The 13,715-nt window shown below is 38.7% G+C and carries 10 protein-coding genes and 2 riboswitches; of the genes, 6 read left to right on the forward strand and 4 right to left on the reverse strand.

Annotated features, from left to right (window positions below; genetic code table 11):
- Positions 1-20: 20 nt before the first annotated feature.
- The 4 genes from LZP85_RS05100 to LZP85_RS05115 all read right to left on the reverse strand — a co-directional run bounded on the left by LZP85_RS05100 (position 21) and on the right by LZP85_RS05115 (position 8,561).
- Positions 21-1,457 carry a carbon starvation CstA family protein gene (locus tag LZP85_RS05100; RefSeq protein WP_119542956.1) on the reverse strand — a complete coding sequence of 479 codons (1,437 nt, stop codon included), beginning with the start codon at positions 1,455-1,457 and terminating at the stop codon, positions 21-23.
- A gap of 176 nt (positions 1,458-1,633) precedes the next feature.
- Positions 1,634-5,077 (reverse strand): methionine synthase, encoded by a 3,444-nt coding sequence (gene metH / locus LZP85_RS05105; protein ID WP_234562063.1) that lies wholly within the window; start codon positions 5,075-5,077, stop codon positions 1,634-1,636.
- Positions 5,078-6,916, reverse strand: a complete 1,839-nt coding sequence (locus tag LZP85_RS05110; RefSeq protein ID WP_119542958.1) for a bifunctional homocysteine S-methyltransferase/methylenetetrahydrofolate reductase — start codon at positions 6,914-6,916, stop codon at positions 5,078-5,080.
- A gap of 111 nt (positions 6,917-7,027) precedes the next feature.
- Positions 7,028-7,130: riboswitch (SAM riboswitch) on the reverse strand.
- A gap of 528 nt (positions 7,131-7,658) precedes the next feature.
- Positions 7,659-8,561: an aldo/keto reductase gene (locus LZP85_RS05115; RefSeq protein WP_119542959.1), complete on the reverse strand. Its 903-nt coding sequence runs from the start codon at positions 8,559-8,561 to the stop codon at positions 7,659-7,661.
- Positions 8,562-8,760: 199 nt separating this feature from the next.
- On the opposite strand from LZP85_RS05115, the gene LZP85_RS05120 reads away from it, so the two are divergent.
- From LZP85_RS05120 to LZP85_RS05145, 6 genes are all read left to right on the forward strand, one after another.
- Positions 8,761-9,306: a hypothetical protein gene (locus LZP85_RS05120; protein ID WP_234562064.1), complete on the forward strand. Its 546-nt coding sequence runs from the start codon at positions 8,761-8,763 to the stop codon at positions 9,304-9,306.
- A gap of 71 nt (positions 9,307-9,377) precedes the next feature.
- Entirely contained in the window at positions 9,378-9,788 is a 411-nt protein-coding gene (locus tag LZP85_RS05125; protein WP_234562069.1) for a hypothetical protein, read from the forward strand.
- Positions 9,789-9,881: 93 nt separating this feature from the next.
- Positions 9,882-10,029, forward strand: a riboswitch (FMN riboswitch).
- A gap of 216 nt (positions 10,030-10,245) precedes the next feature.
- A complete protein-coding gene (ribE, locus tag LZP85_RS05130) occupies positions 10,246-10,902 on the forward strand; it encodes a riboflavin synthase (protein WP_119543047.1) in 657 nt (218 codons plus the stop codon).
- A 16-nt stretch (positions 10,903-10,918) separates the two neighbouring features.
- Positions 10,919-12,112 (forward strand): bifunctional 3,4-dihydroxy-2-butanone-4-phosphate synthase/GTP cyclohydrolase II, encoded by a 1,194-nt coding sequence (locus LZP85_RS05135; protein ID WP_206782754.1) that lies wholly within the window; start codon positions 10,919-10,921, stop codon positions 12,110-12,112.
- Between the two features lie 47 nt (positions 12,113-12,159).
- Positions 12,160-12,630 (forward strand): 6,7-dimethyl-8-ribityllumazine synthase, encoded by a 471-nt coding sequence (gene ribH / locus LZP85_RS05140; RefSeq protein ID WP_025909182.1) that lies wholly within the window; start codon positions 12,160-12,162, stop codon positions 12,628-12,630.
- A gap of 120 nt (positions 12,631-12,750) precedes the next feature.
- Positions 12,751-13,626, forward strand: coding sequence for a hypothetical protein (locus LZP85_RS05145; RefSeq protein WP_119542962.1), 876 nt, complete (start codon positions 12,751-12,753; stop codon positions 13,624-13,626).
- The last annotated feature ends 89 nt before the right edge of the window (positions 13,627-13,715 follow it).

The raw sequence follows: 13,715 nt of genomic DNA on the forward strand, positions 1-13,715 counted from the left end.
TCGAATCGGAAGCCTTTTTATCATGCTACTTGTGTATTAATGTTTTGATTAGTATAAGTGCGAATCTGTTTAATATACCAACCGCCTACGAATAAAGTAAGAACTGTACCAATACCCATTGATAAACCATAATCTAACCCTAAACCTTCTGGAGCATAGAAGATATAGCAACAAACTACCGCCGTCATAAACATAGATGGAATTCCGCAAATCCAATGGTTTTTAGCATGTTGAAGCAAGTAAATGGTAGCTGTCCATAGCATGACAGTGGCAACGACTTGATTGGTCCAGCCAACGTATCTCCAAAGGAATGAATAATCAATTGTTGATAGATAAAAAGCTGGAACCGCAACGGATAATGTATAAATAAACGTTGCTTTTTTATTTCCTTTTCCTTCTTTATGGTTCTTACTAACAAGATCCTCTAAAATCATACGAGATGAACGTAATGCCGTATCCCCAGTTGTAATTGGTAGAATGATAACACCTAAAATAGCGAGAATGCCTCCTAATGTTCCAAGCCACGATGTTGAGATTTCATTTACTACCGCAGATGGTCCACCAGCAGCAAGTGCTTCTTGAAGGCCACCTGTTCCGTTGAAGAATGTCATTGCAGCTGCTGCCCAAATTAAGGTGATAACTCCTTCTCCAATCATCGCGCCGAAAAATACTTTGCGTCCGTCTTTTTCATTTTTTAGTGTACGAGCAACAATTGGACTTTGCGTACAGTGAAAGCCCGAAATAGCACCACATGAGATAGTTACCATTAATAGAGGCCAAATCGGCAGCTCTTGTGGATGAAGGTTTTCTAATGTTAAATTTGGTACAGATTCTTTTGAAATGAAAATAAGTGCAAATGCAATTGAGACAGCCATGAAAATCAATACTGCACCGAATAAAGGATAAATTCTTCCAATAATTTTATTAACGGGTAGGACCGTCGCTAAAATAAAGTAAGCAAAAATAATAATTAGCGATACGATAAAAGGTAAAGATGTAACGCTTGTAATTAACTGAGCTGGACCAGCTGTGAAAGCTGCCGCTACTAAAATCATAAGCACAAGAGAAACGACATTGATGATCTTTCTCATATTTGCTCCAAGATATTTACCAACTAGCGCTGGGTACTGTGCTCCACCATGGCGAAGAGATAGCATACCAGAGAAGTAATCATGTACAGCTCCTGCAAAGATACAGCCGATGACAATCCAGATGAACGCTACCGGTCCGTATAAAGCGCCCATAACGGCTCCGAAGATGGGGCCAAGACCTGCAATGTTTAAGAGTTGAATTAATGAACCTTTCCACCATTTCATCGGAACGTAGTCTAATGAATCAAACTTTTCATACGCTGGTGTTTGTTTGTTTGGATCTATAACGAAAATTCGCTCAACCACTTTTGAGTAAATGGCATATCCCCCGATTAAAAGGGCAATAGAAGCGAAAAAAGTAACCATGTGAACATCCTCCTAAAAAACAAAAGTTTTAATTGTTTGAAAATTTAATATTCTTATCCTAACAAATGTCAGAGGAGGTGACAAGGTATTTTTTTAGAAAAGTTAATTTTTTTAGTTTTTTAATGTTTGAATAGGAAAAATCCACCGTTAGATAACGATGGATTTTTCTTTATTTATTATAGGACGTTAAAATATTTAGCTTCTGGATGAGCGAACACAAGAGCGGTAACGGAAGCCTCAGGCTCCATCATAAAGCCGTCCGTGAGTTGAATACCTACATCTTCAGGCTCAATCAACTTAAATAGCTTGGCTTGATCTTCTAAGTCTGGACATGCTGGGTAGCCAAAAGAGAAGCGTTGTCCTTGATACTTAGCTGAAAATCTTTCTGCCATAGTAAAATCTGGAGAGTCAGGGAAGCCCCAACGGTCTCGAATTTGTTGATGAACACGTTCTGCCAAGCCTTCTGCTAGTTCAAGTGCTAGCGCTTGGAAAACGTGACTCTTTAGAAACTCACCATTTTCTTTAAACTGAGCGGCACGTTCGCGGATTCCTGTACCGGCTGTAACTGAGAAGAAGCAGACGTAATCCATTTCTTTCTCAACAGGCTTGGCAAAATCAGATAAGCACAAGAACTGTCCTTTCTCTTGACGCGGGAACGTGAAGCGCTCAATTTCTGTCTTCTGGTCAGAAGGGTCATAGATAATTAAATCATTTCCATCTGACTGCGCAGGGAAGAATTGATAGATAACAGCTGGCTTAATTAAGTTTTCCTTTAGAGCTAATTCCAGCAATTCATCTACCGTTTCCTTTAATTGAACGGCTCGTTCATCTTTTTCAGCAAGTAATTTATTAACTTTACCTTTAAGTCCTAGATGATGGCCTAAAAGCATTTGCCAGTTAATGTAGGGTAAAACTTGCGCCAAATCGTAATGCTTCACAACGTGACGTTTTAAATCAGATGGAATAAACACCGGAGCATCCGTTGATACAGCAGACCGTTGTAACACGGCTGTTGCAGTTGTGTTTTCCTGATGTTTTCGCTCTTTAAACGTGACTTTCTTTTCTTGACGAACTTTTAAATCTTCAAGAAGCTGTGTAATCTCTTCTTTGTTCTGAAGCTTATTGGCAAGCGATAAGCCATCCATTGCGTCTTTAGCATATAGAACAGCACCTTCGTATTCAGGTGCAATTTTAAAATCAGTAAACTTACGAGATAGCGCAGCGCCTCCTACCATAATAGGCACGTTGATCTTAGATTGCGTAAGATCCTGAGCTGTTAATACCATCTGCTGAGCTGATTTTACTAGTAGGCCGGATAACCCAATGATATCAGGCTTTTCCTTTTGCACAGCTTCAATGAGCTGTTGAGGCGTTACTTTAATTCCTAAATCGACCACTTTAAATCCGTTGTTGCTTAAAATAATGTCGACTAAATTTTTACCGATATCATGTACATCACCTTTAACTGTAGCTAAAATCACTTTCCCTTTACCAGAATCGTTTTCTGACGCTTCCATATGCGGCTCTAAAAAGGCAACGGATGCTTTCATGACTTCAGCACTTTGGAGAACTTCGGCGACGATTAGCTGGTTATCATTAAACAAGCGCCCAACCTCTGCCATTCCATTCATTAATGGACCGTTAATAATATCCAATGGGTCATCATATTTAGCAAGCGCTTCTTGCAGATCCGGGAGCAGTCCTTCTTTTGTTCCTTCTACAATATACATAGCTAAACGTTCTTCAAGGTTTAAATTCGATACTTCGATTTTTGACTCTTTCTTTTTATCACGATAAAAGTCTGTAAACGAGCTTAACGTTTCATCGTTAGTAGTAAACAGTAACGCGTCTGCTAGCTTAATTTCTGCTTCAGGGATGGACGCATAGCGCTCTAACTTTTCAGTATTTACAATGGCATAGTCAAGACCAGCTTGCGTACAGTGATACAGGTATACAGCGTTTAGCACTTCACGCCCAACAGGCGGTAAGCCAAACGATACGTTACTGACGCCGAGAATTGTTTGACAGTCAGGCAATGCTTCTTTAATCATTTTAATTCCTTTTACCGTTTCTTCCGCAGAGCCAATATACTGTTCGTCACCTGTACCAACAGGGAAAACAAGCGGATCAAAAATAATATCTTTAGGGTTGAATCCATGTTTTTGAACCAGTAAATCGTGTGAGCGCTTCGCAATTTCAAGCTTTCGCTCAGCGGTAACCGCCATACCTTCTTCATCAATTGTACCAACCACAAGAGCAGCACCGAATTTTTTTACAAGCGGTAAAATGGCATCGAACCGCTCTTCGCCATCTTCTAAGTTAATGGAGTTAATAATTGCTTTACCCTGTGAGTAGGTGAGGGCACGTTCAATTACGGCTTCGTCCGTTGAATCAATAACAAGAGGGACTTTGACTTTTTTCACAACCTCTTGGATAAACAGTTCCATATCTTCAATTTCATCGCGATCTGGATCGGCTAAGCAAATATCAATAACATGTGCACCATTTTTTACTTGAGCGCGCGCGATTTCAGAAGCTTCTTCAATCTTTCCTTCTGCAATAAGGCGCTTAAATTTACGTGAGCCGATAACGTTGGTACGTTCACCTACAAACAAAGGGCGCATGGAGTCATCGTAAATTAATGACTCGATTCCAGAAACAGCATGGTTATGCTCAGGTCGATTTAATGGACGAGGAGAGACGTCTTTCACAGCTTCAGCCAACGCCTTAATGTGAGCAGGCGTAGTACCGCAACAACCACCAACAAAATTCAACCAACCTTTGTCCGCAAAGCTTTTAATTTTTTGAGCAAGAAGTTCAGGTGATTCATGGTAGTTACCTTCTTCATCTGGAAGGCCAGCATTTGGGTAACAGCTAACAGCAGACGTTGCTAATTCAGATAAAGAGCGAATATGATCCGTCATAAACTCAGGGCCAGTAGCACAATTTAAGCCAACAGATAGAGGCTTGATATGCTCTAATGATAGATAGAAAGATTCAATATCTTGGCCCGCCAGCGTCGTTCCCATCGGTTCGATTGTTCCTGAAATCATAATAGGAAGCTCTTTGCCCGATGCTTCAAATGCAGCTGTAATTCCTAAAAAAGCAGCTTTTACGTTTAGCATATCTTGACACGTCTCCACCAGAAGGAGGTCAACGCCACCGTCTAATAATCCACGAACTTGTTCTTCGTACGACTCGACCAATTCTTGAAAGGTAACTCCGCCCGTTACCGACAATGTTTTTGTTGTAGGACCAATAGCTCCGGCTACAAACCTTGGCCACTCAGGCGTTGAAAACTTATCTCGTGCTGCCACCGCTAGCTTTACAGCTTCGATGTTTAGCTCGTAGGCAAGGTGACCTAAATCGTACTCATCTAATACAATGGAAGTAGAGCCAAACGTATTGGTTTCAATAATATCAGCACCTGCAGCGAAATATTCTTCGTGAATACGCTGAATAACGTGAGGAGCTGTTAGGGTTAAATACTCATTACAACCATCGTACTCTTCGCCACCAAAATCAGCAGCTGTTAAATTTGCGTCTTGAATCATGGTTCCCATTGCACCATCAATAATTAATATTCGCTTTTGTAATTGTTCTTGAATTAATGAGGTCATTTAGTTCTTCCTTTCTGTCGTTACAAGCTGTTTATCGTTGATATAACGAGTTAAAATCTCGGTCATTTCGTAGCGCAAAAACGGTGTAATCAAATAGATACCATTAAATAATTCATAGGCAGTATCGATTAAGTCTTTTGCAATTGCTAATCCTTCAACTTCACCTTTAATTCGATCTTCTCCAGTAGCATCCATGCGTGCTAAAATATCTTCCGACAATTTAATTCCGGGTACTTCATGATGAATAAAGCGAGCGTTACGAGCACTTGTTAGTGGCATGATGCCGATATAAATTGGAGCATCTAAATGTTTCGTTGCTTCGTACACTTCTTCAATTTGTTTTGTTGAGTATAGCGGCTGTGTAATAAAATAGTGAGCACCGCATGAAATTTTCTTTTCAAGTCTGACAACTGCACGGTCTAAATGTCGAACGTTTGGGTTAAATGCCGCTGCGATTGAAAAATTGGTTTTTTGTCCAAGTGGCTTTCCTGAATAGGATAATCCTTCATTAAATTGAGCAATTAAGCTAATTAAATCGAATGAAGAGACATCATAAACGGACGTAGCTCCAGGGAAATCTCCAATCTTTGATGGATCTCCTGTAATGGCTAATACTTGGTTAATGCCAAGTGTATGAAGTCCCATTAAATGGGATTGAAGTCCGATTAAGTTACGGTCACGACACGTAATATGAACAAGCGGTCGAGCATCCGTTTGCTGCTGCATAAGCGATGCCATTGCTAAGTTGCTTACTCGAGGTGATGCCAGAGAATTATCTGCAAGGGTAACCGCATCAACACCAGCCTTATGAAGAGCTTTTGCACCATCTAAAAATTTTGTTGGTCCAAGCTGTTTTGGTGGATCAAGCTCAACGATAATTGAACGCCTTTCTTTCACAAGATCATGGAGGTGTGGTTCCTTTGTTTGTTCTTGTTCTTTGATTTCTACAACTGGTCTAATCTTTACTTTCTTTTGCGTAATAGGCTTTTCATGCTTCAATGCTTGTGACATCGCTTGAACATGAGCGGGCGTAGTACCGCAGCATCCACCTACTAAACGAACGCCTTGATTGCGAAAAGCTTTGGCGCTTTCAACGAAATAATCTTGATTTGTAGCGTACTCCACTTTTCCTTCTACATAAGCTGGTAAGCTTGCATTTGGATAAGCTGATAAGAAAGCACGATCTAAAAGCGGAACTTCTTCAAGCGATTGAATCATATGAGAAGGGCCTAAACGACAGTTCAGACCGACAACATCTGCACCTAAAGATTCTAACTCTTGAAACGCATCATAAAGGGATGTTCCATTTTGTAATACGCCAATATCATGGAGTGAAACATGCGTAATGATTGGTTTTGATGTCTCTTTTCTAGCCAAGGACAACACTGTTTTTAATTCTTCAAAATCGTAGTATGTTTCAAATAGCAAGCCGTCAACGCCTTCATTTAACAGCCAAAATAGCTGCTCGCGAATGCTTCGCTTTACTTCTTCTGTTGAGATGGCGTTTTTTTGAAATGAGCGAATGCCTCCTAGTGTACCGACCACGTATGCATCTTTCTTAGCAGCTTGCTTTGCAATTCTGACGGCTGAAATGTTAATATCTTTGACAGCATCTTCTAAACCATATCGTGCAAGCTTTTGATAATTGGCAGCATATGTATTGGTTTGAATGACATCTGCACCTGCTTCTACATATGCACGATGAATGCGCTGAATCTCTTCTTTTTTTGTGATGTTTAGCTCTTCAAAGCAGCTATCAATTCCATGTGAATACAGAAGGGTACCAGTTGCACCATCTCCTATTAAAATGCGTGATTGTAAATCTTCAAGTAACCCCATTTGAAAACCTCCTTAAACGTTCTATTTCATCTGTTATCAGTTGTGTTCAAATAAAAAAAGAAAATGAATAAACAAAAAAAGCCTTCTGTAAGAAGAAGACTTTATTTCTTCTTCTTATCTTCCAAGCGATTTGCTTGCTGGATTTAGCACCATGTCATTTCGACTGGTTGCTGAGGTTTCAAAGGGCCAGTCCCTCCACCTCTCGTGATAAGAATCCATATATGATTATTATTTTAGTTCATTCTGCGATATGTTTACTTAAAAAGAAACGAACGATAAAGATGAAATTTAATCTTATTATCTAATTTATCTGATTTTTGTATATTATACAAGACAATTTCGAAAATTTCACTAATAAATCATAAGAAGAGGGTGGGCATAACAAAACAAATTTCCAAAAATACCAACACTCCCTTTTCTCACCTCTTTACGTTGTCAGAACACGTTCGTTCCATTGCGCTATGGCCACTCGCTTTCCGGGGAGAGGAACCTGAGCTTCCTCCCTGCGCTGCGAGATCTCAGTTTTCCCTCTCTTTCCCGCAGGAGTCGAGTGTCCTACGCTCCATTCCACCCTATTTTCAACATTGTTTTCACAATCAATAAAAAACCTGAACGATTAAAAGTGAGGAACTCTCAACCGTTCAGGTTTATCATTGGCTGAATTACTTATTTCTCAGCCTCGGAGTGCATTGAATTAAATTGTTGAAATCTACGTGTTAGAAAAGAAATTATCTAAATAGGTTTAATCAACAGGTCGTCCTTTAGAAGCCTCTAAAATTTGGAACCACTGCATGCGATTCACCTTTAAGTCCAACGCTTGAATAGCTACATCAATGCGGTTCATTTTTCCAGACCCGACAATCGGCATAATAGTAGCTGGGTGAGCTAGTAACCAAGCATAGACAACTTGATCTAACGATTTCGCTCCAATTTCTTCACCGATTTCTGTTAGCTTGTTTCGAACGCGAATGGAACGCTCATCTTCAGCAGTGAAGATGGAGCCGCCACCTAGTGGTGACCAAGCCATCGGCGCTATCTTATGCTGCTGGCATTGTTCAATTGTGCCTTCTTCAAAATGGTTTAAATAAGTAGGGGAGACTTCAATTTGATTCGTAATAAGTGAAAAAGGTAAGAACGATTGAAGTAAATCAAACTGTGAACGTTTAAAGTTCGAGACCCCAAAGTAGCGTACTTTTCCTTCTTCTTTAAGCTGAATAAACGCATCTGCTACTTCTTGTGGATCCATAAAAGGATCTGGACGGTGGATGAGTAAAACATCTACATAGTCCGTATTTAAATTCTTTAATGACTGGTTGGCGCTGTTGATGATATGTTCTTTGCTCGTATCATAAAAATTAATTTTACGCTCTGGATATTTATCAGACGTTAGCTTAATGCCACATTTTGTAACAAGCTGCATAGACTCGCGTAAAGAAGGCTTTTGCGCTAACGCTTGCCCAAATAACTTTTCACAGCTGTAGTTACCATAAATATCCGCATGGTCAAATGTAGTAATACCTCGATCTAAGCATTGTTCAATTAGAGTTTGCGTATCATTTGTTGATAAGTTCCAATCGGCTAAACGCCATAACCCATGAATAATTCTTGAAAACTTTAAATCTTCCGCTAGCTTTATGTACTGCATACCTTCACCCTTTTCAAAAGAACTAGATAGTAAATTCGCTTTGATTATAACAGATAGATAAAGCGATTACATCTTTAAAGATTCGTCATTTTTACTTTGCCTCTACATATAGTTTAGTACAAGCTGCTTTTCTGAGCGATAAGACATGTTGTCATAAAGAATAAAAAATAGTGAGTTCCAAGAAAATGAGGTGGAGAACTTGAGTAAATGGAAGCTGACGCTACAAGTAGCTGCTACCTATATCGGTACGGTAGTGGGGGCTGGGTTTGCAACGGGTAAAGAAATTGTTCAATTTTTTACTCAGTATGGCTCAATTGGTTTATTCGGAATTTTAATTAGCGGTTTGTTCTTTATTTGGTTAGGGTCAAAAATGATGCTTATTGCACAATCGATTGATGCAACGTCTTATCAAACGTTAAATACGCATCTATTCGGTACATTTATGGGGAAGCTGATTAATGGATTTACCATTATTATTTTGTTTGGAGTCACATCCGTTATGCTAGCGAGTACGGGAGCAATTGCAGCCGAACAGTTTGGACTTTGGCCACAGGTGGGTATGCTTCTTACAATTGGTTTAGCATACATATCAGTGTCCAAAGGAATTAATGGGCTACTATTTGTTAATTCACTTGTAGTGCCAATGATGCTTGCTTTTTCAATTTTAATCTTTATTCCACACGCTCCTGATTTTTCATTTTTACAAGTGTCAACGGTTCATTTTCAAGGGATTGGAACTGGCTGATTAGTCCTTTTTTGTATGTGGCTCTTAATTTAGCATTAGCACAAGCCGTCCTTGTTCCTTTAGGAAGCGAAGTGAAAGATAGAAAAGTCATTAAAAACGGTGCGGTTTTAGGAGGCATTGGTTTAACATTTATGATGGTGGCAACGCATTTAGCTCTTTCAAACTTGCCGTATGCATACCATTTAGATATTCCAATGAGTGAAGTAGTAAAACATATTGGCCTTTTCGTTAATTGGCTCTTTTTACTAGTAGTTTTTGGAGAGATTTTCACCACACTAATTGGAAATGTATTTGGAATTGCTAGACAGATTCAATCCATATTGCCAATCTCAAATCAGCGAGCTTTTGCCTTTATCTTTGCGCTATGTTTTCTAGTTGCACAGGTTGGGTATGGAGAGTTGTTGAAGGTGCTGTATCCGATTTTCGGCTATATTGGATTAGCACTTTTAGTTATGCTCTGTATCAAAAAAGAAAAAAGTTAACTCTGTAAGTTAAGTGAAAATGTGTTAAAAAGTGTGACAACTGTTTAAAGCTTTGCTATAATAAGGTCAAATTCGACAGATATTGTCGACATAAATATCCTTCGGGGTCGGGTGTAAGTCCCAACCGGCGGTGATAAGGCAATGCCTTTAAGCCCGTGACCCGTTTTCGTATTTTTCGATAACGGTGGATCTAGTTAAAATCTAGAGCCGACAGTAAAAGTCTGGATGGGAGAAGGATCAGGAGCACAGTGGATGTGTAGCGATTACATAGGCGTAATGGCTTTTTTCGAAAACCGTTATATCCAACTGCTTATTTAGTATATCGCAAAGTGAGATGGCTATTAAGTGCTATCTTGTTTGTGGATGCTTTGTATACACTGATTCTAAAAACAACCCCCTTGGACACTTGTTTAAGGGGGCTTTTTGCGTACATTGTATGGGGAAAGAAGGTGAAAGAATGTTTACAGGAATTATTGAAGAAATTGGTCAAGTGAAACAAATTAACAAAGGAAAAGAAGCAATTGTATTAACTATTGAAGCACGTGTTGTCCTACAGGATGTGTCTCTAGGAGACAGTATTGCAGTTAATGGTGTGTGTCTGACAGTGACTTCATTTTCAACTAATCGATTTACCGTTGACGTGATGCCTGAAACGATCAAAGCGAGTACGCTCCAATTATTGACCGTGGGCTCAAAGGTTAATTTAGAGCGTGCGATGAGCGCAAATGGACGGTTTGGTGGTCATTTTGTGAGTGGGCATGTTGATGGTATCGGTACAATTGTGAATAAAGAGCGAAGAGGCAATGCTGTATATTATGAAATTAAGGTAGACCCTAGCCTTCGTCATTATATGATGTTAAAGGGCTCTGTTACTGTTGATGGGACAAGCTTAACGATATTTAATGTTACAGATCATTCTTTTACAATTTCTTTAATTCCGCATACTGCCAAAGAAACAATTATTGGAAGAAAAGAACGAGGAGATGTTGTTAACATTGAATGTGATATGTTAGCCAAATATATTAAAGAAATGATGATGAAACCTTCATCTGCTCCTGCACCGAAATCTTCCAATATGCAAAGTTTACTCGAAAAGCACGGGTTTACAAATTAAAAGAGAGGTGAGAAAAATGTTTCACACAGTAGAAGAAGCGATTGATGATTTAAAAAAAGGTAAAGTGGTTATTGTTTGTGATGATGAAGACCGCGAAAACGAAGGGGATTTTATTTCACTAGCTGAAACGACTACTCCCGAAGTCGTTAACTTCATGGCAACGCATGGTCGAGGTTTGATTTGTACACCAATTACAGAAGAAGTTGCTGCTAAATTAGAGCTTAATCCTATGGTAACAACCAATACGGATATGCATGGTACAGCTTTTACTGTTAGTGTTGATCATGTATCAACAACAACGGGAATTAGTGCTCATGAGCGTTCGGCAACCATTCAAGCATTAATTGATGATAAAGCTAAAGCTACAGACTTTCGTAGACCGGGTCACGTATTTCCTTTAATTGCGAAAAAAGGAGGAGTATTACGACGTGCAGGTCATACAGAAGCTGCCGTTGACTTAGCACTTCTTGCTGGAGGTAAGCCAGCGGGTGTTATTTGTGAAATCATGAAAGAAGATGGAACTATGGCACGCGTGGCAGACCTTGCTGTGATCGCAGAGCAATTTGACTTAAAAATGATTACAATTAAAGATCTTATTGCATATCGTCGCAAGCATGATGAGCTTGTAAAGCGCGAGGTAGAAATTCAATTACCAACTGCTTTTGGTGACTTTAAGGCGATTGGATATACAAATAAAATTGATGATAAAGAACATGTAGCTATTGTAAAAGGTAAAATTAATCCCGAAGAACCTGTTCTTGTTCGTGTTCATTCTGAGTGTTTAACTGGCGATATTTTTGGATCCAAACGCTGCGATTGTGGACCACAGCTTCATGCAGCACTGTCAAAAATTGAAGAGGAACAATCGGGAATCCTTCTTTATATGCGTCAAGAAGGAAGAGGTATTGGGTTAATAAATAAATTAAAAGCATATGAACTGCAAGAGCAGGGATATGACACGGTTGAGGCTAATGAAAAATTAGGGTTTGCTGATGACCTTCGTGAATATGGGATTGGTGCGCAAATTTTAAAGGATTTAGGTGTGAAAAAGATGAAGCTTTTAACCAATAACCCGCGTAAAATTACCGGTTTAAAAGGTTATGATCTTGAGGTAGTTGAACGTCTTCCAATTGAAATGCCAAAGGAAGCCGAAAATGAGAAATATTTAAATACAAAAGCGACGAAACTAGGTCACTTATTACATTTTTAATTATTTAATTTACACATAAAACATAAAAAAACTAGGAGGAATAGAAAATGAGTCATGTGTTTGAGGGGAATTTAGTTGGTACTGGATTAAAAGTTGCAATTGTAGTGGGGCGTTTTAATGAATTTATTACAAGCCGATTGTTAGGCGGAGCGCAAGACGCGCTAAAACGTCATGGTGTAGCAGAAGCAGATGTGGACATTGCTTGGGTACCTGGCGCATACGAAATTCCGTTAATTGCAAAAAAATTCGCAGAATCAAAAAAGTATGATGCGGTGATTACGTTAGGAACAGTTATTCGCGGCGCAACACCACACTTTGATTTTGTTTGTAACGAAGTAGCAAAAGGCGTTGCTTCACAGAGTCTACAAACGGGCGTACCAATTATCTTTGGTGTACTGACAACGGAAACAATTGAACAAGCGATTGAACGTGCAGGTACAAAAGCTGGTAACAAAGGATGGGAAGCAGCAGCTTCTGCTATTGAGATGGCAAATTTGTCTCGTTTAATTGAAGGGTAATAAAAGCGCTTGTTGCAGTCTAGAACTGTAGCAAGCGTTTTTTAAACTATTTACAAATGTATAATTTACAGGAAAGGTTTTACCCTATATAGTAACTAGTTTATGTTAAGGGAGACTTTCATGCCTCATTATATACCGTTTTTAGTTTTAATTATCATAAGTGTCCTAATCTTTGTTTTTGTTCTATGGAATACAAGGGATAAAAAACTGATTATCTTATTATTCTTTATGATTGGTTTAGCGTACGTGTTGGAGTACTTCATTCTTGTACTATTTAAAAGCTATCAATATAATCCAAATTTTGTACATGAAACAGACCTTGATAATATTTTGGGGTCGTTGGTATCACAAGCCTTTGCATTTCCAGTTATCGCTGTTTTAATTGGGGCTTATCAGCTGAAGTTTCGTTATATTGTACTTATATCGTTTATTTTTATGGGAATTGAAGAATTGTTTATCTCTTTAGGTGTTTATACACAGTATTGGTGGAAAACGATTTACACAGGTATTTTTATGACAATTGGGTTCGTCATTGCAAAGACATGGCATGCGTGGCTGTCTGATCGATTTGAGCGGTGGATTCATGTATTAAACTTATTCTTTAGCTTATTAGCAATTAACACAACCATCATGTTGTTTTTAATTGCCATGTTTAAAACCCATTCTATACATGTGGGGTGGTTTCAATCAGAGACACGGGATGTGCTTAGTTTTAATACACTTTATGTATGGCTTTTAACAGCCCTATATTCTTGGGGAATTTTAAAGCGTTCTCTAACCATGCTAGGCTGCTTTTTTCTTGGTTTTCGAATAGCTGATTTCGTTTTACTGTCTACAGATATATTGGTGTTACCTAAATGGAATTCGTTGGGGTTCTTTGCACTATTAGATGTTGTAGTAATTTTATTTACAGCTAAATATAACCAATTTATTGTCAATGCATGTTATGGAACCGACTCAAAAAAATTCATTGCGTTTATGAGAAATAAGCACTAAGATAGTACGTACAATAAATTATTTTGAAGCTAGTATAAAAAAAGGTAAGCTTTTACTTATTAAACATTTAATGAAGGAAAATATTTACT

The organism is Priestia flexa (assembly GCF_021441905.1).
Lineage (GTDB): Bacteria > Bacillota > Bacilli > Bacillales > Bacillaceae_H > Priestia > Priestia flexa.